The sequence below is a fragment of the Actinoplanes palleronii genome (assembly GCF_016862315.1).
Taxonomy (GTDB): Bacteria; Actinomycetota; Actinomycetes; order Mycobacteriales; family Micromonosporaceae; genus Actinoplanes; species Actinoplanes palleronii.
In genome coordinates this window covers 21,479-42,140 of sequence record NZ_BOMS01000131.1, presented here as the reverse complement: position 1 = coordinate 42,140, position 20,662 = coordinate 21,479, and the positions used below count along the sequence as shown (strand labels likewise).

23 protein-coding genes are annotated in these 20,662 nt (G+C 70.9%); 13 read left to right on the top strand and 10 right to left on the bottom strand.

The annotated features are described in order from the left end of the window. Positions 1 to 31: 31 nt before the first annotated feature. Entirely contained in the window at positions 32 to 652 is a 621-nt protein-coding gene (locus Apa02nite_RS38925; protein ID WP_203829512.1) for a TetR/AcrR family transcriptional regulator, read from the bottom strand. A 127-nt stretch (positions 653 to 779) separates the two neighbouring features. Between Apa02nite_RS38925 and Apa02nite_RS38920 the strand changes: the two genes are divergently transcribed. The 5 genes from Apa02nite_RS38920 to Apa02nite_RS38900 all read left to right on the top strand — a co-directional run bounded on the left by Apa02nite_RS38920 (position 780) and on the right by Apa02nite_RS38900 (position 3,446). Next, positions 780 to 1,526, top strand: coding sequence for an SDR family NAD(P)-dependent oxidoreductase (locus tag Apa02nite_RS38920; protein WP_203829511.1), 747 nt, complete (start codon positions 780 to 782; stop codon positions 1,524 to 1,526). A gap of 128 nt (positions 1,527 to 1,654) precedes the next feature. Then, positions 1,655 to 2,056, top strand: a complete 402-nt coding sequence (locus Apa02nite_RS38915; RefSeq protein ID WP_203829510.1) for a hypothetical protein — start codon at positions 1,655 to 1,657, stop codon at positions 2,054 to 2,056. Between the two features lie 10 nt (positions 2,057 to 2,066). Then, a complete protein-coding gene (locus tag Apa02nite_RS38910; protein ID WP_203829509.1) occupies positions 2,067 to 2,480 on the top strand; it encodes a GNAT family N-acetyltransferase in 414 nt (137 codons plus the stop codon). Positions 2,481 to 2,512: 32 nt separating this feature from the next. Further along, a complete protein-coding gene (locus Apa02nite_RS38905; protein WP_239164842.1) occupies positions 2,513 to 2,977 on the top strand; it encodes a MepB family protein in 465 nt (154 codons plus the stop codon). Positions 2,978 to 3,095: 118 nt separating this feature from the next. Continuing rightward, a complete protein-coding gene (locus Apa02nite_RS38900) occupies positions 3,096 to 3,446 on the top strand; it encodes a hypothetical protein (protein ID WP_203829507.1) in 351 nt (116 codons plus the stop codon). A gap of 72 nt (positions 3,447 to 3,518) precedes the next feature. On the opposite strand, the gene Apa02nite_RS38895 is transcribed toward Apa02nite_RS38900, so the two are convergent. From Apa02nite_RS38895 to Apa02nite_RS38880, 4 genes are read right to left on the bottom strand one after another with little or no spacing between them, the layout of a single operon-like run. Then, positions 3,519 to 4,445 (bottom strand): ABC transporter substrate-binding protein, encoded by a 927-nt coding sequence (locus tag Apa02nite_RS38895; RefSeq protein WP_067691172.1) that lies wholly within the window; start codon positions 4,443 to 4,445, stop codon positions 3,519 to 3,521. Between the two features lie 19 nt (positions 4,446 to 4,464). Next, the gene (locus tag Apa02nite_RS38890) at positions 4,465 to 5,151 is read right to left on the bottom strand and encodes an ABC transporter permease (protein ID WP_203829506.1); all 687 of its coding nucleotides are present in this window, start codon (positions 5,149 to 5,151) and stop codon (positions 4,465 to 4,467) included. Then, on the bottom strand, positions 5,148 to 5,804 hold the full coding sequence (locus tag Apa02nite_RS38885) for an ABC transporter permease (protein ID WP_067691168.1): 657 nt from the start codon (positions 5,802 to 5,804) through the stop codon (positions 5,148 to 5,150). The genes Apa02nite_RS38890 and Apa02nite_RS38885 overlap by 4 nt, the downstream gene beginning before the upstream one ends. Then, positions 5,801 to 6,847 (bottom strand): ABC transporter ATP-binding protein, encoded by a 1,047-nt coding sequence (locus Apa02nite_RS38880; RefSeq protein WP_203829505.1) that lies wholly within the window; start codon positions 6,845 to 6,847, stop codon positions 5,801 to 5,803. Before Apa02nite_RS38880 ends, Apa02nite_RS38885 begins: the two co-directional genes overlap by 4 nt. Before the next feature lie 124 nt (positions 6,848 to 6,971). Between Apa02nite_RS38880 and Apa02nite_RS38875 the strand changes: the two genes are divergently transcribed. The 6 genes from Apa02nite_RS38875 (at position 6,972) to Apa02nite_RS38850 (ending at position 14,378) form a co-directional block, all read left to right on the top strand. Beyond that, a complete protein-coding gene (locus Apa02nite_RS38875; RefSeq protein WP_067691162.1) occupies positions 6,972 to 8,405 on the top strand; it encodes an aromatic amino acid lyase in 1,434 nt (477 codons plus the stop codon). Between the two features lie 177 nt (positions 8,406 to 8,582). After that, entirely contained in the window at positions 8,583 to 10,259 is a 1,677-nt protein-coding gene (locus Apa02nite_RS38870; protein WP_203829504.1) for an ABC transporter substrate-binding protein, read from the top strand. Between the two features lie 68 nt (positions 10,260 to 10,327). After that, entirely contained in the window at positions 10,328 to 11,335 is a 1,008-nt protein-coding gene (locus tag Apa02nite_RS38865) for an ABC transporter permease (RefSeq protein ID WP_203829503.1), read from the top strand. After that, positions 11,332 to 12,291 (top strand): ABC transporter permease, encoded by a 960-nt coding sequence (locus Apa02nite_RS38860; protein WP_198170814.1) that lies wholly within the window; start codon positions 11,332 to 11,334, stop codon positions 12,289 to 12,291. The genes Apa02nite_RS38865 and Apa02nite_RS38860 overlap by 4 nt, the downstream gene beginning before the upstream one ends. Positions 12,292 to 12,297: 6 nt before the next feature. Then, entirely contained in the window at positions 12,298 to 13,281 is a 984-nt protein-coding gene (locus Apa02nite_RS38855) for an ABC transporter ATP-binding protein (RefSeq protein ID WP_203829502.1), read from the top strand. Then, on the top strand, positions 13,278 to 14,378 hold the full coding sequence (locus Apa02nite_RS38850) for an ABC transporter ATP-binding protein (protein WP_203829501.1): 1,101 nt from the start codon (positions 13,278 to 13,280) through the stop codon (positions 14,376 to 14,378). The genes Apa02nite_RS38855 and Apa02nite_RS38850 overlap by 4 nt, the downstream gene beginning before the upstream one ends. Here the strand turns inward: Apa02nite_RS38850 and Apa02nite_RS38845 are convergent. Then, positions 14,350 to 14,952 carry a DUF998 domain-containing protein gene (locus Apa02nite_RS38845; RefSeq protein WP_203829500.1) on the bottom strand — a complete coding sequence of 201 codons (603 nt, stop codon included), beginning with the start codon at positions 14,950 to 14,952 and terminating at the stop codon, positions 14,350 to 14,352. The two genes, Apa02nite_RS38850 and Apa02nite_RS38845, sit on opposite strands and share 29 nt — an antisense overlap. A 43-nt stretch (positions 14,953 to 14,995) precedes the next feature. Here Apa02nite_RS38845 and Apa02nite_RS38840 point away from each other — a divergent pair, with 43 nt between their 5' ends. Next, entirely contained in the window at positions 14,996 to 15,304 is a 309-nt protein-coding gene (locus Apa02nite_RS38840; RefSeq protein WP_203829499.1) for a hypothetical protein, read from the top strand. Between the two features lie 191 nt (positions 15,305 to 15,495). Here Apa02nite_RS38840 and Apa02nite_RS38835 read toward each other — a convergent pair whose 3' ends face one another. Both Apa02nite_RS38835 and Apa02nite_RS38830 read right to left on the bottom strand, forming a co-directional pair. Next, positions 15,496 to 16,008: a cysteine dioxygenase gene (locus tag Apa02nite_RS38835; protein ID WP_203829498.1), complete on the bottom strand. Its 513-nt coding sequence runs from the start codon at positions 16,006 to 16,008 to the stop codon at positions 15,496 to 15,498. Beyond that, a complete protein-coding gene (locus Apa02nite_RS38830; protein WP_203829497.1) occupies positions 16,005 to 16,901 on the bottom strand; it encodes an amidohydrolase family protein in 897 nt (298 codons plus the stop codon). Before Apa02nite_RS38830 ends, Apa02nite_RS38835 begins: the two co-directional genes overlap by 4 nt. Before the next feature lie 132 nt (positions 16,902 to 17,033). On the opposite strand from Apa02nite_RS38830, the gene Apa02nite_RS38825 reads away from it, so the two are divergent. Continuing rightward, entirely contained in the window at positions 17,034 to 18,041 is a 1,008-nt protein-coding gene (locus tag Apa02nite_RS38825; protein ID WP_203829496.1) for a LacI family DNA-binding transcriptional regulator, read from the top strand. Between the two features lie 113 nt (positions 18,042 to 18,154). Here the strand turns inward: Apa02nite_RS38825 and Apa02nite_RS38820 are convergent, their stop codons facing one another. Continuing rightward, positions 18,155 to 19,558, bottom strand: a complete 1,404-nt coding sequence (locus tag Apa02nite_RS38820; protein WP_239164841.1) for an aromatic amino acid lyase — start codon at positions 19,556 to 19,558, stop codon at positions 18,155 to 18,157. Positions 19,559 to 19,605: 47 nt separating this feature from the next. Further along, positions 19,606 to 20,622, bottom strand: coding sequence for an ornithine cyclodeaminase family protein (locus tag Apa02nite_RS38815; RefSeq protein ID WP_203829494.1), 1,017 nt, complete (start codon positions 20,620 to 20,622; stop codon positions 19,606 to 19,608). Positions 20,623 to 20,662: the final 40 nt, after the last annotated feature.

Genomic DNA, 20,662 nt, shown 5'->3' with positions numbered 1-20,662 from the left:
GCGTCTCGGCACCACCCGCCGACCGGCGCCCCTAGGCCCGGGCCGGGCGGTCCCGGTAGGCGGCGGTCAGCGGCAGGCCGCGGAACGCCTGCTCCGCCGCCGCGTCCAGCGCCGCTCGCGCCACGCCACCCTTGGCCATCACGTCCATGCCTCGGTTCAGAGCCAGGATCATGCAGGCCAGGGCGCAACCGTTCGCATCCGCTGCCAGGTCGCCGTGGCGCTGGGCGGCGGTGACGCAGTCGAGCAGGATCTGCTGCTGCTGGGAGAAGACGCCGAGGATCAGCGCCTTGGCCTCCTGATCGGTCTCGGCGACCTCGACCGCGAACTTGCCGGCCATGCAGCCGAAGTGCTCGTCGTCGTCGAGCACGAAGCCGGCGCCGCTGACGATCCAGGTGTGCAGGCGGTCGATCGCACTGTCGTCCGGGCCGTCCAGCATGGCCCGGGTGTCGACCAGGGCCTGTCGGACGTACTCGGTGAGCGCCTTGATGAAGACCGTGTGCTTGTCGCCGAAGGACGCATACAGGCTCCCGCGGCCCAGACCGGTGGCGGCCGAGATGTCGTCGAGGCTGGTGCCGGCGTAGCCCCCGGCCCGGAACTGACGCACGGCGGCATCGAGGACGGTCTGTTCATCAAAGGTGCGAGGTCGAGCCATGCGCCCAGCTTACCGCGTTTTTGGCGAGGTAGTACAGAACACATTCCGAGTTCTTGACGACTCAGTACAGAACCGTGCTACGTTTTTGACACGGCGGTACAGAACCCATCGAGGAAGAAGCAGAACCATGGCATCGGTACTCATCACCGGCACGTCCAGCGGCATCGGCCGGGCCACCGCGATCGAGCTGACCAAGCGTGGCCACCGGGTGACCGCGACCGCACGCACCCTTCGTACGATCGAAGATCTTGACGTTGACACCCGCCTCGCGCTCGATGTCAGCGACCAGGACTCGGTCGACGCGGCCGTGGCCGCGGCCGGACAAGTCGACGTGCTGATCTCGAACTCGGCGCAGTACTTCCGGTCGGCAGTCGAGGAGACCCCGGCCGACGAGCTGCTGCACCTGCTCGACGTGAACACGGTCGGCGCGCTCCGGGCGACCCGGGCGGTGCTGCCGCAGATGCGCCGCCGGGGCAGCGGCCGCATCCTCTACGTCTCCAGCATCAACGGGCGGATCTCGTTCCCGCTGGACAGCGCGTACTCGGCGTCGAAGTTCGCCCTCGAGGCGATCGCCGAATCACTGGCGCAGGAGACCGCCACGCACGGCATCTCGGTCGCCCTGCTGCAGCCCGGCCCGGTCGCCAGCGGCGCCCTCGACGCGCCGCGGGAGATCCGCGGCCCCGAGGACGCGTACGCGGACCTGCACGCCAAGACCAGCTTCCCCGGCATGATCCCGACCGAGGAGGCGGCCGCGGTGATCGCGGACGCGGTCGACCTGGCGGAGCTGCCGCTGCGCATCCCGGTCGGCGAGTTCGCGCGCCAGGTGCTGGCAGCCCGCAAGGCCGCCCCGGACGACCGCATTTTCGGCGCCTGACCCTCCCCACCCCCGGCTGGGCCGCCCCGCCCGGCCCAGCCGGCAACTCTGCTCTACGCGAACATCGAAATCCCGCCGGGGAGGGGGTGATGGACTCGGCTTTTCGGCGTGACGAGAGGGACGAGTCCATGAACATGCTGGCCCGAGCGGCGACCGCGGCCGTAGGCGTGATCGCCGGCACGGCGTTCGGTGTCTGCCCGGCCTCGGCCGCCACCGAACCGCCCCGCGATCCGGTCCCCTACCTTCTGGTCGGCGTGCACCGGAAACTGTGCGGAGCCCTGGCCTCGCAGCAGGTCGACCAGACCGAGATCCTGCTGAGCGTCGCCAACCGCAGCCGCAAACCGGCCATGCTGTATTGGCACAACACGAGCGGGGGCCGGGAATCGGGCCAATTCATCCCGGCGAACGGCACCGCCAATTACACCACCTACCGGGGGCACGTCTGGGAGGTCGCTTCCGGCGACGGAACGTGCCTTTCGCAGTACGTCATCGCGGATGATTCCACGAGGTCGCACATCGGCCTCAGCTAGAATCCGCCCAATGATCGTGCGGATGGCAGGTGCGGCTGACGTGGCGGCGCTCGCGGAGCTGCGGGACATCGCACCCGATCAGCTCCCGGCGTTCACCGCCTGGGTCACCGCCCACGCGCAGACCCACCTGCCGTTCGTCGCCGAGATCGACGGCCGCGTGGTCGGCGCGGCGTGGCTGTTCGTCGCGGACCGGGTGCCCGGCAACGGCTCGCTGCACCGGCAATACGGCGACATCCAGTCGGTGATGGTCCGCGAGGAACACCGCAAGCAAGGCGTCGGCGCCGCGCTGATGGCCGCGATCCTGGCCAAGGCCGAGGCCCGCCACCTGCTGCACGTCACCGTTCACTCCGGCCGCCGCGCCGTCGACTTCTACCTGCGCACCGGTTTCCGCCACCACCGCCAGATCCTGCTGTGGGAACCGTGACGGCATCCGATTTTCACAAAGCCAAATCCCTTGTGTACGACCAGATCGGCGTCGCCTGCTCCGATCTGACACCGGAGCCAGAGAGCGCCGAGTACTGCGCGCACTCGTTCCTGCTGAACAACCGGGCCGTCCGCTTCCGCACAGCCAAGACGACGCCCACGAAGGTCGGACAGTTCGTCACCCTGTGGGCACGGTCCACGACCGGCCCGATCCGCCCGCTGGACACCACCGACGCTGTCGACCTGGTCGTGATCAGCAGCCGCGACGCGGAGCACTTCGGCCACTTCGTCTTCCCAACGGCAACCCTGGTAGCCCGCGGCATCATGTCCCGCGACGGCGCAGGCGGCAAACGCGGCTTCCGCGTCTATCCCCCTTGGTCCACCCCGGCGAACCGCCAGGCCACCAGCATCCAGTCCTGGCAGCTGGCCCACTACTTGCCCGTCGACGACGGCCGCAACCTGGACGTCACCCGGGCCCGGGCACTGTACGGCGCCTGACCAGCGCCGCGCTCCTTTCGTACCAAAAATCGTCCTTGCCCAGCGCAACGGTGACATCGACGACAACGCCGGCCCGGAGCGGCTGGCGGTCCTGCCCCGCCAAGGGAATGATCACCGGATGCTCGAGTTGCCCGACGGGCCGTGGTGGGACTGGGACATCCAGTCGTATGACAGCTCGCGGCTGTGTCTGGCCGCCGACCACGACCTGACCTACAGCCACCGGCTCGAGGTCGTCTTCACCGACGTCGCCTACCTGCAGTGTCCGACGCAGTTCACCGAGCCGGTGTTCCGCGAGCCGACCCCGGCCGAGCGCGATCTGGTGCGCCGCTACCTCGGCGAGGACCCACCGGTGATCGTGGCCTTCGACCTCGAGGCGGAGATCGGCTGGTCGGGGCCACTCCCCTGCCTCATCGCCGCGGAAACCGTCGAGGTCACGGTCGGCCGGGTCGACCGTACGATCGCGGGTTGAAAAACCGAAAAACCGGCCGGCGGTGGCTGAGGAGCCACCGCCGGCCGGCGGGATGAAACGGTCAGACAGCTATCAGAGCAGGCCGGCCTCGGTGAGGAAGGCCTTCGCCACCGTGGCGCTGTCCTGCTTGTCCACCTGGACCTTGGCCAGGTAGGTGGTCAGGTTCTCGGTGGTCAGCTTGGCCGAGAGGGCGTTCAGCGCGCCCGACACCGTGGTGTTGTTCGCCGCGGTGCGGATCAGCGGGATGACGTTCTGCGAGGTGTAGAGGTTCTTCGGGTCCTGCAGGACGACCAGCTTGTTGGTCGCGATACCGGAGTCGGTGGAGAAGATGTTGCCGACGTCGATGTCGCCGTCGACCAGGGCCTTCATGGTGAGCGGGCCACCGGCGTCGAGCGCCTTGAACTCCTTGAACTTCACGCCGTAGACCGACTCGAGGCCCTTGAGGCCCTGGTGGCGCTCCTGGAACTCGGGACCGGCGCCGACCTTCAGCGTCGGCGCGACGGCCTTGAGGTCCTCGATGCTGGCCAGCTTGTACTTGGTGGCCGTCGCCGAGGTGACGGTCAGGGTGTCCTTGTCCTCGGCGGCCGACTGCTCCAGCACCTCGGTGCCGGCGGGCAGGACCTTCTTCAGTGCGGCGAGCACGTCGGTCGGGCTGCTGACGCCCTCGGGCACCCCGCCGGTGGAGAGCGACGCCAGCAGCGCACCGTTGTACTCCGGCAGCAGGTCGATCGAGCCGTCCTGCAGCGCCTTCAGGTACAGCTCACGGGCGCCGATGTTGAACTGACGCTTGACCGTGACGCCCTTGGCTTCCAGGGTCTGCGAGTAGATCTCGGCGAGCAGCTCGCTCTCGGCGAAGTTGGCCGAGCCGACCGTGACGGTGCCAGCCGTGGGCTTGGTGGTGTCCTCGGCGAGCGGGTCGCTGTCAGCGCCGCACGCGGCGACGGAGAGGGCGAGGCTGATGCCGGCGATCGCGGCGCCGATGGTACGTATGCGGGACATGTTCGACCTTCCGATGGTTTCAGGTGGTGGCGCGGCGCGAACGGGTCTGGTCCCGTCCGGTCAGGCCGGGTGAGACGATCCAGCGCTGTACGAGCGCGAGGAACAGGTCGAGCAGGACGGCGAGGACGGCGACGACGATGGCGCCGGCCAGGACACGGGAATAGTCGTTGACTGCCAGGCCGTCGATCAGCAGGCGGCCCAGGCCGCTGAGGCCCACGGCGGCCGCCACTGTCGCGGTCGCGACCACCTGCAGGGCCGCGCTGCGGAACCCGCTCATCAGGACTGGCAGGGCCATCGGCACTTCGACCTTGAACAGCACCTGCCAGGGGCGCATTCCCATCCCCTTGGCGGCGTCGATCACACCGCGGTCGAGGGTGCGCATCCCGGCGTACGCCGAGGTCAGGATCGGCGGGATGACCAGCACGGTCAGCGCGATCAGCACCGGGGTGAGCCCGAGCCCGAGCAGGGTGACCATCAGCATCAGCAGGCCCAGGGTGGGCAGCGACCGGCCGGCGTTGCCCGAGTTGATCGCGATGAACGAGCCGCGCCCGGTGTGCCCGATGAACAGCCCGACCGGCAGCGCGATGATCGTGCCGATCAGCAGGGCCAGGGCGACGTACCCGAGGTGGGCGAGGATCAGCTGCGGGATGCCGCCGGGGGCGCTGAGGTCCCAGTGCGCGGCGTCGAAGAGGTAGGAGAGGTTCACGCGGCGCCTCCACCGTGCTGGTGCCGGGTCCACGGGGTGAGTGCCCGCTGGACGAGCACGATGATCAGGTCGGCCAGGCCGGCGAGCAGCACCGACAGGATGATGCCGATGATGATCGGTTCCAGGTAGAACAGCTGGAAGCCGCGGGTGAACAGCTGCCCGAGCCCGCCGACGCCGATCAGGGCGCCGACGCTGACCAGGCTGATGTTGGAGACGGTGGCGACCCGCAGGCCGGCCAGGATCACCGGCAGCGCGACCGGCAGCTCGACGTCGAACAGCCGGCGCAGGCGGCGGTAGCCCATCGCGGTGGCCGACTGGGTGATCACCGGGTCGACCGAGCGCAGGCCGTCGGCGACCGTCCGGGCCAGCAGCGCCACCGTGTAGATCGTCAGCGCCACCACGATGTTGACCGGCGCCAGGATCTTGGTGCCGAGCAGGACCGGCAGGAAGACGAACAGGGCCAGCGACGGGATCGAGTAGAGCACGCCGCAGACGTTCACCAGCGGGTGATAGAACCAGGGGAAACGCACCCCGAGGTAGCCGATCGGCAGGGCCACCACCAGGCCGATCAGGATCGGCAGCAGCGCGAGGTAGATGTGCTGCTGCAGCGCGGCGAGCACGACCTCGTGGTTGTTGGTCAGGTATTGGATCATGCGCTGCGCTCCGCCGCCCGCCGGTCTCGCCGGGCGGCCAGGAAGTCGACCAGGTCGTGGTGGCGGACCAGACCCTCCGCCTTGCCGTCCGCCCCGACGCGCACCGCGACACCGACCGGCGAGGTGATCGCCAGGTCGGTGACCATCCGCAGCGAGTCGCCGGTGGTGAACACCCCGGCGGTCGGCTCGATCGTGCCGCCGTCGCGCCGCCAGCCCAGCGGACGGCCGGCGTCGTCGAGCACCAGCTCCGCCCCGTCGAACGAACCCACCGGCTGGACCGGCAGGTCGGCCGCGGTGTCGAAGGAGAGGCTGCGCAGACCGCGGTCGCGGCCCACGAACTCGGCCACGAAGTCGTCGACCGGCTGCTCCAGCAGCTCCTGCGGTGTGCCGAACTGGGCCAGGTGCCCGCCCTGCCGGAAGACCGCGACCATGTCACCGAGCTTGATCGCCTCGTCGATGTCGTGGGTGACCATCGCGATCGTCTTGCCCAGGTCCTGCTGCAGCCGGAGGAACTCGCGGTGCAGGCCCTCGCGCACCACCGGGTCGACCGCGCTGAACGGCTCGTCCATCAGCATCACCGGCGGGTCGGCCGCGAGCGCCCGGGCGACGCCCACCCGCTGCTGCTGCCCGCCGGAGAGCTGGGCCGGGTAACGCTTGGCGAACTCGGCGGACAGCCCGACCCGCTCCAGCAGCTCCATCGCCGCCGACCGGGCCTCGCGGCGGGTCTTGCCGAGCAGCAGCGGCACCGTGGCCACGTTGTCCAGCACGGTCCGGTGCGGGAAGAGCCCGGCGTGCTGGATGACGTAGCCGATGCCGCGGCGCAGCACCGCCTCGTCCTGGCCCGAGACGTCCTTGCCGTCGATCAGGATGCGGCCCGACGTCGGGATGACCATCCGGTTGATCATGCGGAGCGAGGTGGTCTTGCCACAGCCGGACGGACCGACGAGAACCGTCATCTTCCCGGTGGGCAACTCCATCGAGAGGTGGTCCACCGCGGTGCTCCCACCGGGGTAGACCTTGACGACGTCCTCAAATGTGATCATGGCGCTCCTGGCGGTGGCAGACGTTCTCGTGAATACTGGTATTCATACTTGTGGTGTAGTGAATAACAAGTCAACGGCCTGGTAAGAGCCGTTACGTCTCCTTAATACGCCCGCAGGAGGGTACATGCAGGCGGCCACCGGCGTTCCCCTCGACGGGCGGACCTTGACCATCTCCGGTCTGCTCGCGATCGCCTCCGGGCGGGCCGTGGCCGAGGTCGGCCCGGCCGCGCTGCAGCTGGTCGAGGCCCGGCACGCCCGCCTGCACGCCGCCCGGGAGCGCGGCGCGGTCTACGGCGCCAACACCGGTGTCGGCGCGAACCGGCACGAGAAGTCCGACGACGCCGCCGAGCACGGCCTGCGGATGCTGCGCAGCCACTGCGCGGCGGTCGGGCCCGAGGAGGACGACGTCACCGCGCGGGCCGCCATGGCCGTACGCCTCAATCAGATCCTGGCCGGCGGCTCCGGGGTGTCCCGGCGCGTCGCCGAGGCCCTGGCCACCGCGCTGCGCGACGGCGCCGTCCCGAGCCTGCACCCGTGGGGCGCGATCGGCACCGCCGACCTCTCCGCCCTCGCCGAGCTGGGCCTGACCCTGGCCGGCGAACGCCCCTGGCGCTCCGGCAACGGCCCGGTCATCCCGATCGACGGCACCGACGCGCTGCCGATGATCAGCTCGAGCGCGCTCACCGTCGCGACCGCGATCCTCGCCCTGGCCCAGGTGGAGGAGCTGATCCGGGCCTCCGTGGTGGTGGCCGCGCTCTCGTTCCTGGCCCTGCGCGGCAATCCCGAGGCCTACCACCCGGCCGTCCACCAGGCTCGCGCCCACCCCGGCCAGGTCGAGGTGGCCACCCTGCTCAACACGCTGGTGGCCGGGTGCGCCCCGCCGCTACGCATCCAGGACCCGTTCGGCCTGCGGGTGGTGCCGCAGGTCACCGCTCCGGCGATCCACGCGGCCCGGTCCCTGCACGACGTGCTCACCGCCGAACTCAACGCCGCGGTGGAGAACCCGCTGGTCACCGACGACGGCGTCCTGCATCACGGACAGTTCCACACCGCGACCCTAGCCGCCGGTCTCGACGCCGTGCGCAGCGCGTTCCTTCCGGTGCTGTCGCTCTCCTCGGCCCGGGTCGGCCTGCTGATGCGTCCCGACATGACCGGTCTGCGGGCGTTCCTCGCCGACGGCCCGGCCGGCAGTTCCGGCCTGATGATCGGCGAGTACGTGGTCCAGGACGTCCTCACCGAGATCCGCGTCGGCATGCAGCCGATCGCGGCCGGCACCCTGACCATCTCGCTCGGCCTGGAGGAGCACGCCAGCTTCGCCACCCAGGGCGCGCGTTCCCTGCGCCGGATGACCGAGCTCGCGCCGACCCTGCTCGCCGCCGAGCTGGTCGCGGCGGTCCGGGCGCTGCGGATGGCGCCGGGCCGCCTGCCGGACGGCATCGCCCGGGACGCGTTCGACATGGCCGCCAAGAACCTGGTGCCGGGGTTCGACGACCGCCCGCTCGGCACCGACCTGGAGAACGCGGTCGCGGTGCTGCCCGCCATCGCCGCGCTTCTCTGACGGAGCTCCGCGACAGCGGAATCATGGTCTGCCACGGGAGACTCCCTGCCCCGAAAAATTGAAAGGACACAATCCGATACCAACCCGAGACGTTGATCATCGTGAATGGTTAGGGTCGCGCCAGCGGTGACCAGCGGTCATCGCGTTTGTCCGTACTAATAGGACGGAGTGAACACGATGCGCGCACCAGGAAGGCAGCCGGACCGGCTCCGGGCCCTCATCGCCGCCGGCGTTCTGGCGGTCATGACGATCGGCGCGGCCGGCTGCGCGGAGAGCGACCGGGACAACGGCGCCGACAAGGGCGCCGGCGGCGGCACCTTCATCCTCGCGGGCGCCGGCGACCCGAAGAACTTCGACCCGATCTTCAACGATGACGGTGAGTCGTTCCGGCCGATCCGGCAGATGTACGACACGCTGATCACCCACAAGCCCGGCACCGCCGAATTGGTCGGTGGCCTCGCCGAGAGCTGGTCCAACGACCCGACCGGCAAGATCTGGACGTTCAAGCTGCGCCAGGGTGTCACGTTCCACGACGGCACCGCGTTCGACGCCGCGGCCGTGTGCGCGAACTTCGACCGCTGGTCCGCCATGAAGGGCGAGGCCGCCCAGTCCCAGATGATCTACTACGCCGACGTCTTCGGCGGGTTCGCCGGCAGCCCGGACGCCGTCTACGACAACTGCAAGGCGCCCGACGCCGGCACCGCGGTCGTGACGATGAAGAAGTACAAGGGCGCGTTCCCGGGCGCGTTCGCGCTCACCGCGTTCTCCATCGCGAGCCCGGCCGCGATGAAACAGTACGGCGCCGACACCGTGACGCAGAGCGGCGACTCGTTCTCCTACAGCGCGTTCGCGAACGAGCACCCGACCGGCACCGGCGCGTTCACGTTCGGCGGCTGGAACAAGGCGACCGGCGAGCTCACCCTGAACAAGAACCCGAACTACTGGGGTGACAAGGCCAAGGTCGACAAGATGATCATCAAGGTGATCAAGGACGAGAACACCCGGAAGCAGGAGCTGCGCGCCGGCACGGTCCAGGCGATCGACTTCCCGGCGCCGGCCGACCGCAAGGCCCTCGCCGCCGAGGGCTACCAGGTGCTCGAACGGCCCGCCTTCAACATCCTCTACCTGGGCATCAACCAGAAGAACAACCCGAAGCTCAAGGACCTGCGGGTCCGGCAGGCGATCGCGTACGCGCTGAACCGCGCCCAGCTGGTGCAGACCAAGGGCCCGGGCGGCGCCGCGGTGGCCGACCAGTTCCTGCCCAGCACCGTGCTCGGGTACGCGCCGGACGTGCAGAAGTACGAGTACAGCGTCGACAAGGCCAAGCAGCTGCTGGCCGACGCCGGCGCGACCGGTCTCACGCTGAACTTCTACTACCCGACCGAGGTCTCCCGGCCGTACATGCCGAACCCGCAGGAGATCTTCACGGTGCTGGCCAACGATCTGCAGGCGGCCGGTATCAAGGTCAACGGTGTTCCGCGGCCGTGGAACGGCGGCTTCAAGGACGACGTGCAGCAGTTCGGCAAGCAGGACCTGCACATCCTCGGCTGGACCGGCGACTACAACGACCCGGGCAACTTCGTCGGCACGTTCTTCGGCCGGGCCAAGCCCGAGTTCGGCGACCAGTCGATGACCGAGATGTTCTCCGCCATCGCCAAGGCCGACGCGACCGTCGACCAGGCGGCCAAGAAGACCGCGTGGGAGCAGGTCAACCGGGACATGGCCACCAAGTGGCTGCCCGCCGTGCCGATCTGGCACGCCCCGCCGGCCCTGGTCACCACGAAGAACGTCCAGGGTCTGGTGCCGAGCCCGCTCACCGCCGAGACGTTCAACACGGTCTCGATCACCAAGTAAGCGCCGGGTGCCGCCGTGGTCCGGCCACCGGGCCACGGCGGCGCGATTCTGACAGGAGTCGCCGTTCCATGGTGAGAATCGTCCTACGCCGCCTGACCCAGTTGAGCGTCACCCTGATCGCCCTGATGACCCTGGTCTTCTTCTGGCTGCGCAGTCTTCCCGGCGGACCCGTCGACGCGTTGCTGGGCGAACGCGCGACCCCGCAGACCCGCGAGACGCTGACCCGGGCGCTCGGCTACGACAAACCGATCTGGGTCCAGTACGGCCGCTTCGTCGAGAACGTGGTGACCGGCGACTTCGGCAACTCCATCCGTACCGGAGAGCCGGTGACCGCGGTGATCGGCCGTGCCTTCCCGGCGACCGTCGAACTGGCCATCGCGGCGATCATCGTCGCGGTCGGGCTGGGCATCCCGCTGGGCTACCTCGCGGCCCGGTACCGCGGCCGGCTGCTCGACAACGCGACGATCGTCGTCACCCTGATCGGCATCTCGATCCCGATCTTCTTCCTCGGTTACCTGCTCAAGGACTGGCTGACCCAGGACATCCACGTCTTCCCGCCGTCCGGCCGGATCAGCACCGGCGCCGACAACACCGACGTGACCGGCTTCTTCGTGCTGGACGGGCTGCTGACCCGGGAGTTGGACGCCTCCGCCGACGCGCTCTGGCACCTGGTGCTGCCCGCGCTCACGCTGGCGACGATCCCGCTGGCGATCATCGTCCGGATCACCCGGGCGAGTGTGCTGGACGTCCTGGACGAGGACTACATCCGGACCGCGGACGCCAAGGGCCTGCGCGACGCCACCATCCGCCGGCGGCACGTGCTGCGCAACGCGCTGCTGCCCGTGGTCACCACCATCGGGCTGCAGACCGGGGCGCTGCTGGCCGGGGCGGTGCTGACCGAGAAGGTCTACAACTGGGGCGGCCTGGGCACGGTGATCACCGACTCGATCAGCGGCAGCCGTGACTATCCGGTGCTGCAGGCGCTGATCCTGCTCGCCGCGGTCGTCTTCATCGTGGTCAACCTGCTGGTCGACCTCTCGTACGCGGTCATCGACCCGAGGGTGCGTGTGCCATGAGCCGAACCGGAGGGATCACGACGCTCAGCGACCACAAGCGCCGCCGCATCGACGAGCTGACCGCGCGGACGTCCACGGCAGCCGGGGTCAGCCTGATCCGCGACGCCGGGCGGCGGCTGCGGCGCGACCCGGCCGCGATCGTCGGCGCGGCCATCATCCTGCTGTTCCTGATCATCGCGATCTTCGCGCCGCTGGTGGCGCCGCACGATCCGGTGCAGCGGTTCCCGGAGCTGACCAGGGACCTGACCGTCGACTCGGTGCCGGGCGCCAGCGCGGGACACCCGCTCGGCAGCGACCCGCTGGGACGCGACTTCGCCTCCCGGATGATCTACGGCGCCCGGCAGACCCTGTTCGTCGGTGTCCTGGCCACGCTGATCGGCCTGCTGTTCGGGGTGCTGCTCGGCGCGGTCGCCGGCGCGGTCGGCGGCTGGGTGGACGTCGTGATCATGCGGATCACCGACGTGATGCTGGCGCTGCCCAGCCTGCTGCTGGCGATCACGCTGGTCGCCCTGGCCCGGCAGTCGACGCAGTGGACGGTGATCGTCGCCGTCGCGGTGGTGAACGTGCCGATCTTCGCCCGGCTGCTCCGCGGGTCGATGCTGGCGCAACGGGAGAGCGATCACGTGCTCGCGGCCCGCGCGCTCGGCGTGAAGCGGCACGACATCGTGACCCGGCACATGCTGCCGAACTCGCTCACCGCGGTCATCGTGCAGGCCACCCTGACCTTCGCGGTGGCGATCCTGGACGCGGCCGCGCTGTCGTTCCTGGGCCTCGGCGACCCGGACATCAACCGGGCCGAGTGGGGTCTGATGCTGGGTGTGGACGGCGTCCGATACCTCGAGGTCCGCCCGGAGCTGGCCTACTACCCGGCGATCGCGATCGTCCTGGTGGCTCTCGGCTTCACGCTGCTCGGCGAGAGCATGCGGGCGGCACTCGACCCGAAGAACCGGCGGTGATCTGTCATGGCCCTGCTCGACGTTCGTGATCTGTCGGTGGTCTTCCGGCGCAGGGGCGCGGAGCCCTTCACCGCGGTGGACGGCGTCGGCTTCACGGTGGAACCCGGCCAGACCGTCGGGCTGGTCGGCGAGTCCGGCTGCGGCAAGTCGGTGACCAGCCTGGCGATCATGGGGTTGCTGCCGCGGCGCGGCAACCAGGTCACCGGCGAGGTCCGGTTCGAGGACACCGACCTGCTGAAACTGCGCCCGCAGGACCTGCGGGACCGGCGCGGCCGGGACATCGGCATGATCTTCCAGGATCCGCTGTCCTCGCTCAACCCGGTGATCCCGCTCGGCCTGCAGGTGGCCGAGGTGCTGGAACGCCACCAGGGCAAGACCCGGCAGGCGGCGCTGCGCCAGGCCGGTGGGCTGCTCGACGCGGTCGGCATCCCGGATCCGGCGCGGCGGCTCAAGGAGTTCCCGCACCAGCTCTCCGGCGGCATGCGGCAGCGGGCGCTGATCGCGATCGCGCTGGCCTGCAAACCGCGGCTGCTGATCGCCGACGAGCCGACCACGGCGCTGGACGTGACCATCCAGGCGCAGATCCTCGCCCTGCTCAAGGAACTGGTCGACCAGTCCGGCACGGCCCTCGTGATGATCACCCATGACCTCGGTGTGGTGGCCGGGCTCTGCGACACGGTGAACGTCCTGTACGCCGGCAAGGTCGTCGAGCGGGCCGGCCGGCACGACCTGTTCGCGGATCCGCGGCATCCGTACACCCACGGGCTGCTGCAGTCCGTACCCCGGCTGGATGTCGATCGCGGCGGGCGCCTGCACCAGATCCGCGGCTCGGTCAGCGACAACATCCCCTGGCCGGAGGGCTGTGCGTTCGCGCCGCGCTGCGATCGGGTGATCGACGACTGCGTCGGCGCGACGGTGCCCCTGGAACCCACCCGCCGCGACGGCGCGCTGCGGTGCACGAACCCCGTACCGCAGGAGGTGCCGGCATGAGCGACGTGCTCGTCGAGATCGACGACCTCAAGGTTCACTTCCCGATCAAGAGCGGACTGCTCTTCGACCGTACGATCGCTCATGTCCTCGCCGTCGACGGCGTGTCACTGAAGATCGCGCGGGGCGAGACCTACGGCCTGGTCGGCGAGTCCGGGTGCGGCAAGTCGACGCTCGGCCGCGGGCTGCTGCGGCTGGTCGAGCCGACCCACGGCCGGATCATCGTGGACGGCACCGACGTGCGCGCGCTCCAGGGCGAGCAGATGCGGCTGTTCCGGCGGCGCATCCAGATGGTGTTCCAGGACCCGATGTCCAGCCTCGATCCCCGGCAGTCGGTGGAGTCCCTGCTCGTCGAGGGTCTCAAGGCGCACGACATGCATAGAGACAAGGCAGCGGTACGACAGCGGCTGCGCTCGACCCTCGACTCGGTCGGCCTGCCCGCGTCGACACTGAACAAGTACCCCCACGAGTTCTCCGGCGGCCAGCGCCAGCGCATCGGCATCGCCCGGGCCCTGATCCTCGGACCGGAACTGATCGTGGCCGACGAGCCGGTGTCCGCGCTGGACGTGTCGATCCAGGCGCAGGTGGTCAACCTGCTCGGCGACCTGCAGGAGTCCCTCGGCCTGACCTACCTGGTGATCGCCCACGACCTGGCGGTGGTGCGGCACATCTCGGACACGATCGGCGTGATGTACCTGGGCGCGCTGGTCGAGGAGGCGGACGGCGACCGGCTGTACCAGCGACCGCTGCACCCGTACACCCGGGCGCTGCTCTCGGCGGTGCCGATCCCCGACCCGTGGACCGAGGACCGGCGGGAGCGGATCCTGCTGGCCGGCGACCTGCCGTCCCCGGTCAACCCACCGAGCGGGTGCCGGTTCCGCACCCGTTGCCCCTGGTCACAGCCCCGCTGCGCCGAGGACCGGCCGGAGCTGCGGGTGTTCGACGACTCCGGGCAGCGGGTCGCCTGCCACTTCGCCGAACAGATCCACAGCGGCGAGCTGCGGATGCACGAGGTGCACACCGAACTCGTCCGCCCGGCACAGGGCTCTGCGCCCGACGTGGGCTCGGGCCTCATCCAGACGCGGAACGACCTGCCCTGACGCCGCTGACCACGGCGGTGCCGACCAGCCAACTCACCGCGACCACGAGCAGCACCCGTTCCAGCACGGCGCTCGTGGCGCCCCGCCCGGCGAACAGCATCATCAGGCCCAGGGCCGCGCCCAGCGGCACGGTCAGCGTCAGAGCGGCCGCCGCGAGCCGCCGGATCACCTGTCGCGCGCTCGTCCACCAGGTCACCGCCATCGCGGCGGCCAACACGGCCATGCCCAGGATGCTGACCGCGGTGTGCACGACATCGGCGGGTGTCGTCGTCTCGTAGGGCGGCAGCGGGCACCCCTCGCTACATGACACGACACCGGACGTTCCGGCGAGCAGCGCCGCGACCAGCAGCAACACCCCGATCCGCGGCACCGCCCGGCTCAGCAGCGCCACACCATACGCCAGCAAGATCAAACCAAAGCGATAACCCATAGCGTACGGCTGGCCGGCCGCCCCGGCCTCGCTCACGTATCCCCGCCACCACGACCCCGGCCCGGCAACGAGCGCCACCAACATCACCCCGGCGCCCCCGGCGACCGCGAGCCCGGCCCCCACGGCGAACCGGTTCCGCACCATCCCGCCATCATGATCGCTGCTGCCCTGATGATCCAATCAAGCCATGCCGCGAACAGTGGTGGCCGGCACCGCCATCGCGGCCGAGCACGAGCACATCCACGTGCTGGCGAACACCGCCGGCCTGGTTTCCTGCTCACCCACCTGCTGCTGGACCGCCTGCGGGCCGCCGCCACACCGGAGGCCCCATCTCGTCTGGCTGGCCACCGCCCCCGAGGCCCTGCTCCCCGGCGCCCATGTCGCCAGCCGCTCCCCGTTCACAGCAACCACCCGCTCCACCTATCCGACACGGGCCCAGCGCCTATGGCAGTCAAGCCTCACCGCGGTCGCCTCACCCACAGCGGAGATCCAGTGACCCAGGACGGGCCGCCGCAGGGGCGGTACCGGTACGCGATGCCCGTTCGCGGACGCCCGCCGCCCCCAGGTGGGCGACAGGAGTCCGCAGAACCCGACCGCGTCCTGCCACCGCCCCGCCAGCATCCAACGGGGCGCTCTCGCGTACCAGAAACGGGGAGACAGTGACCGACGACGGTCCGGCGGCGATGGTCAGCCGTCGATCGGGCGCAGTTCGTCGGCATAGCTGACCGAATTGCGGCGCAGGACGCCGTCGCCGCTGATCGAATACTGGCCCATTCGCCACAGCGGCGGTGAATACGCGTGCAGCGACACCGAGCCGTCCACCGCGCCGCCCATCCGGTGGATGTGGTCCGGGCCGAAGGCGAACGTCCGGCCGGCCGCGACCACCCGCCCCGACGGATCGCCGCCGATGCGCGGGGTCGCCTCGCTGACCGCGCCCCGGACGACCGCGACCGCGCCCGAGGACACGTCGTGGTCGTGCCAGCCGGTGTCGTCCTCGAGGTTCCAGCACAGCACCCAGACGTCGATGTCGCCGTCGCGGTAGAGCGACACGTAGTGCCGCTTGCCGGTGTCGTGGCGGACCAGGTCCTCCCACAGCTCCGGGCGGGCGGCCAGCTCGGCGACCCAGAGTTGCAGTTCCTTGGGGGTCAGGGCACGGCCGGGAAGGGCGGGAAGCACGCCGGGGCCGGCGACCGTCGTCATCGCATATCTCCTGTCAACAGGTGGCGGGGGTTCGCCGTGAACATCGCGTGGGTGAAGGCCGCGCCCAGGCCCGGGTCGGTCGGTTCGGCGTACGGGCGGTCCGACCCGTGCACGATCGGGTCGACGCCGACCACCCGGACCAGCGCGTCGATCGCCCGGGTGCCGTACGACGAGGTCTCGTAGTACACACACGGATCCAGCGGCCCCAACGCGCCCCCGCGCGCGGCCAGCCGTTCGTGGTGCAGCGGCGCGAGCCCGGCGAGCGCGACGAAGGCGATCCGCAGCCGCGGGTGCTGCTCCCGCCCGGCGATGTGCCAGGCCAGCCATGCCCGGTGCTGCTGGGCCACATACGGCACCAGCGCCGGCCACCACGACGGCAGGTCCGGGGCGCAGGCCGGCGCCGGCCCGGGGTGCACCAGCACCGGCTTGTTCGCGTTCTCCGCCTCGGCGAGCAGCGGCCCCATCCGGGTGATGCCGGCCGGCTCGGCCAGCGCGGTCGCGGGCAGTTGCAGCCCGGCGACCCGGTCCTCGCCGAGCACCTTGGCCAGCGCCACCGGGTCCGGGTCGGCGACCGGCGCGGCGGCCCAGATCCGGTACGGCTCGGGCAGCTCCAGCGCGCTCTCGTGCCAGATCGCGACGAGCTCGGCCGCGTCGTCGCCGGGCAGGTGCTCGATGCCGAGCGGGCTGGAGAGCGAGAGCAGCACCTGCTCCCGGCCCTCGGCGAGCTCACGGTCCCGGCGCAGCCCGACGTCGTGCGCGGCCGGGTCGACCTGGTACGGCGCCTCGCCGGGCAGGTGCAGCGTCCAGTCCCGCAGGTACGGGTACGCGTCCCGGCGGCGCAGCGCCTCGATCAGGCGCGCGGGCCACAGGTGCTGATGGCAGTCGATGAGCACCGGTGACCTCCGATCCGTTCCCGTCCAGCGGAAGTGAAGCGCTTCACTCCACCGCTAAGTGAAGCGCTTCACACGCCGTAGCGCAAGGTGATCTCAGCGACCGGTATCTCCACGCGGTGTTACCCTCGGTCGATGCAACGAGGCCCGACGCCACGAGGGCAGTCCCGGCGCACCCTGCAGGACCTCGCGACCGCCGCCGGCCTCTCGCTCGCCGCCACCTCATATGCGCTGCGCGGCGTCCGCGGCTCCCCCGCCACCATCGACCGGGTGCGGGCCCTCGCCACCGAGCTGGGCTACACGGTCGACCCGATCGCCCGGGCGCTGGCCAGCGGACGGACCGGCTCGGTCGGGGTCAGCGGCTCGCTGCGCGACCTGTGGCAGCAGGACCTCTCGGTGATGCTGACCCGCGCGCTGCGGCACCGCGGGCGCTACGCGACGATCGCCGACGCCGACGCCGACCCGGAGCAGGAACGCCTGATCGTCGAGCAGTTCGCCGCGCAGCGGGTGGACGGCGCGCTGGTCTCCCCGGTCGACCCGGCCGCCGACTACTGGCGGCTACTCGGCCCGGACGTCGCGGTCGTCTCGATCGGCGATGCCCTGATCGCCCGGCCCGGCTCCGGCAGCGTGCTGTTCGACAACGCCTATGGCGTGCACACCGCGCTGGCCCACCTGACCGCTTTGGGTCACCAGCGGATCGGGCTGCTCGCTCCGTCGCTGCCCACCACGCCGGGCCGCCCGGCCGAGGTCCTCGCCGGTGAGGTCGCCGCCGGCCTGGGCATCGAGCTGTCCGTGGTCGCCGCGCCGGCCGCCACCACCGACGCCGTCACCGTGGTGGCCGCGATGCTGGCCGGCTCCGACCGCCCGACCGCGGTCTTCTGCCTGACCGATTCGCTCGCGTTCGCGGTCTACCGGGCCGCCCGCGAGGCCGGCCTGCGCATCCCGGCCGATCTGTCGGTGGTCGGCTACGACGATCATCAGCTGGCCGCACTCGTTGACCCGGGCCTGACCACGATGGCCTGGGACGAGGACGCCATCGTCGAGGCCGCGGTCGCCCAGCTCGACAAGCCGGCCGACGCCCCGATGTTCCGCCCGGAACTGATCGTCCGCAGCTCGACCAGCCCGCGCACCGAAGCCCGCTGACGCACCGCGAAGCGAAACCAGCCCGCTCACTCACCGACCGCGGTTGGTCCAGACCGATCAAAACCAGCCAAACCTTGCGGTACGACGATCAGCCGCCCCGACCGTCAAGATCGCTAGCTGACCGAACCCGCCCACCCCGCTCGCAGCAGCTCCACGAGCGTGTCCAGATCCCGCCCGAACGGCCGGTCCGCAGTGCCACCGGGCAGCACACCGACCGGCAGGATCGGGGCGACCGCACCGGACAACAGCCCCGCCTGGTGCACCGCCAGCAGCTCACAGGCCAGCACGTCCCGCAGCCCGTCCACCGCCTCACCCAGGCACTCCGCGGCCTCGAACCCGAAGCTCTGCACGTCCTCCTGACCCCCGGACGTCTCCATCGCCCCGATCAGCGCCGGCATCGCGAACCGCCGCATCCGGTGCGCCACCCCGGCCGCCCGCTTGTGCACCGCCACCATCCCGGCGTGCACCCCGGGCGCGTCGGAGAGCTGTTTCGGCAGGCCGGTGACCGCCGGGTCGAGCAGCCGGTGCAGCCGGGCCGCGCCGATCTCGGCCAGGTGGGTGAGCGCGGTGGTCAGCGCTGCGCAGGCCGCGGTCAGGTCGGTGCCGGCGAAGCCCGCGGTGCCGTAGAACCGGCCGTCCAGGTGCGCGGGCGAGTCGGTCACGCCGGTCAGCGCCCGCTCGACGGCCGCCTCCAGCGCCGCGGCGGCCCGCACCACCACGGCCAGGGCCGGCCCGGTCACCCGGAACGACACCGGTGCCTGCAGCGCGCGGGCCGGTCCGTCGCCGCGCGCGGCCAGGAGGGCGGCGTTGACCGTACCCAAATCGTCGTCACCGAAAGCCAACTGCGGCCGCAACGGATCAGCGCTCGCCCCGACCACCGCCTGGGCCGCACCGGCCACCGCGACCACCTGGCCGACCAGCACCCGGACCTCGTCCGTGGCGAGCAGCGCGAGCCCGGTCAGGCCGGGCACGCCCTCCAGGAACGCGACACCCTCCTTCGCCCCGAACGACCCCGGACGCAGCCCGGCCGCGGCCAGCACCGGCCCGGCATCGACCGCGCTCCCGGCGGCGTCGAGCACCTGACCGGTTCCGATCAGCACAGCACCGGCGTGCGCCAGCGGGATGATCTCGCCGGCCGCGCCACCGCCCCGCGCCGGGATGGCCGGCACCACGTCGGCGTTCAGCAGGTCGGCGAGCCGCACGCACAGCTCCGGCGAGACGCCCGCGGCCGGGTGCAGCAGGGTCCGCAGCCGCACCGCGAGCACCGCGCGGGCCTGGTCACGCCGCAGCCACGGCGCCGACCCGACCGCCCGGCCGGCCATCAGGGTGTCCTGGTGCCGCGCGCGGGACTCCGCGTCGAGGCGGATCCCGGCGAGCGCGCCCATCCCGGTGTTGACCCCGTAGACCGCCTGGTCGCCATCGAGCGCCGTCAACACCGACGCCCGGTTGGCGGCGACGTGCGCGAGCAGCGCGGGTTCCAGCACGACGCTGGTCGCGGTTCGGGCGACAAGGCCCATTTTCGTACGATCGAAGTCCGCCGCCGAACGCACCCGCAGCACGCCGGTCATCGGTACCGGAGCATGGTTCCGGTGTCGGCCGCCTCGGCCCTGGTCAGGATGAGGTGGGCCAGGGCCACGTCGAGGATCGACAGTCCGCGGTGCCAGAACAGGATCCGCTCGTCGGGGCGCTCGCGGCCGGGCTTGGCGCCACTGACGATCTCGCCGATCTGGGCGTGGAGCGACTGCTCGGTCAGCCGGCCGGTGTCGACGTGCGCGCGCAGGGCGCCGAACCGGCCGGACCGCGACTCGCGCCAGTCGTCGACGACCACCTTGTCCATCACGTCGAGCAGGTCCAGTTCGACGGCGCTGACCGTGCCGTAGGGGACCACGAACGCTCCGGGTTTGACCGCCGCGGTGCGCAGCAGCGGGGTCGGCTGCTCCAACCGGGACGCCTCGACCAGGATGTCGGCGTCCGCATACGCCTCGTCCGCGGTGGCGACGGCGCGGACCGGGGTGTCGGTGACCGTGCGCAACCGGTCGGCGAACGCCTCCCGCGACTCCGGCCGGCGGCTGGTCACCCGGATCTCCTCCAGAGGGAAGAGCCGGTCGAGCATGGTGACGTTCGCGAACGCGGTGCCCCGGGCGCCGACGTGCCCGAGGATCTTCGAGTCCGGGCGGGCCAGGTGCTTGGCGCCGACCGCGGTCATCGCCCCGGTACGCACCTCGGTGATCAGGGTGGCATCCATGATCGCCAGCGGGACGCCGGTGGCCGGGTCGAACAGGGTCATCATGGCCAGCTCGCTCGGCAGGCCCTGCAGGTAGTTCGGGACGAAGTCGCCGACCACCTTCACCCCGCTGAGGCCGTGGTCACCCAGCGTGGAGACGTGCCCGCGAAGGATGTTGAAGTGCCCGGCGCCGCCGTTGTCCGGCACCAGGTGGGTCCGCGGCTCGAAAACCGTCCGGCCCCGCCCGTGCGCGTCGACGACCCCCTCGACCGCGGCGATCACCTCGTCCGTGCCGATGTTCAGCTCGTCGATGTCGAAGCCGGAAAGGAACCGCAGCCAGATCGCCCGTTCGGTCATCAGCCCATCACACCTTCGCCCGGCCTGCCTGAATCGTCGA

Coding starts and splice junctions, on each gene's coding strand:
- Apa02nite_RS38815 (WP_203829494.1), bottom strand. CDS start 20,622: ATGACCGAACGGGCGATCTGGCTGCGGTTCCTTTCCGGCTTCGACATC.
- Apa02nite_RS38850 (WP_203829501.1), top strand. CDS start 13,278: ATGAGCGACGTGCTCGTCGAGATCGACGACCTCAAGGTTCACTTCCCG.
- Apa02nite_RS38910 (WP_203829509.1), top strand. CDS start 2,067: ATGATCGTGCGGATGGCAGGTGCGGCTGACGTGGCGGCGCTCGCGGAG.
- Apa02nite_RS38855 (WP_203829502.1), top strand. CDS start 12,298: ATGGCCCTGCTCGACGTTCGTGATCTGTCGGTGGTCTTCCGGCGCAGG.
- Apa02nite_RS38825 (WP_203829496.1), top strand. CDS start 17,034: ATGCAACGAGGCCCGACGCCACGAGGGCAGTCCCGGCGCACCCTGCAG.
- Apa02nite_RS38925 (WP_203829512.1), bottom strand. CDS start 652: ATGGCTCGACCTCGCACCTTTGATGAACAGACCGTCCTCGATGCCGCC.
- Apa02nite_RS38820 (WP_239164841.1), bottom strand. CDS start 19,558: ATGGGCCTTGTCGCCCGAACCGCGACCAGCGTCGTGCTGGAACCCGCG.
- Apa02nite_RS38900 (WP_203829507.1), top strand. CDS start 3,096: ATGCTCGAGTTGCCCGACGGGCCGTGGTGGGACTGGGACATCCAGTCG.
- Apa02nite_RS38870 (WP_203829504.1), top strand. CDS start 8,583: ATGCGCGCACCAGGAAGGCAGCCGGACCGGCTCCGGGCCCTCATCGCC.
- Apa02nite_RS38835 (WP_203829498.1), bottom strand. CDS start 16,008: ATGACGACGGTCGCCGGCCCCGGCGTGCTTCCCGCCCTTCCCGGCCGT.
- Apa02nite_RS38885 (WP_067691168.1), bottom strand. CDS start 5,804: ATGATCCAATACCTGACCAACAACCACGAGGTCGTGCTCGCCGCGCTG.
- Apa02nite_RS38840 (WP_203829499.1), top strand. CDS start 14,996: ATGCCGCGAACAGTGGTGGCCGGCACCGCCATCGCGGCCGAGCACGAG.
- Apa02nite_RS38865 (WP_203829503.1), top strand. CDS start 10,328: ATGGTGAGAATCGTCCTACGCCGCCTGACCCAGTTGAGCGTCACCCTG.
- Apa02nite_RS38860 (WP_198170814.1), top strand. CDS start 11,332: ATGAGCCGAACCGGAGGGATCACGACGCTCAGCGACCACAAGCGCCGC.
- Apa02nite_RS38920 (WP_203829511.1), top strand. CDS start 780: ATGGCATCGGTACTCATCACCGGCACGTCCAGCGGCATCGGCCGGGCC.
- Apa02nite_RS38845 (WP_203829500.1), bottom strand. CDS start 14,952: ATGGTGCGGAACCGGTTCGCCGTGGGGGCCGGGCTCGCGGTCGCCGGG.
- Apa02nite_RS38880 (WP_203829505.1), bottom strand. CDS start 6,847: ATGATCACATTTGAGGACGTCGTCAAGGTCTACCCCGGTGGGAGCACC.
- Apa02nite_RS38895 (WP_067691172.1), bottom strand. CDS start 4,445: ATGTCCCGCATACGTACCATCGGCGCCGCGATCGCCGGCATCAGCCTC.
- Apa02nite_RS38875 (WP_067691162.1), top strand. CDS start 6,972: ATGCAGGCGGCCACCGGCGTTCCCCTCGACGGGCGGACCTTGACCATC.
- Apa02nite_RS38915 (WP_203829510.1), top strand. CDS start 1,655: ATGAACATGCTGGCCCGAGCGGCGACCGCGGCCGTAGGCGTGATCGCC.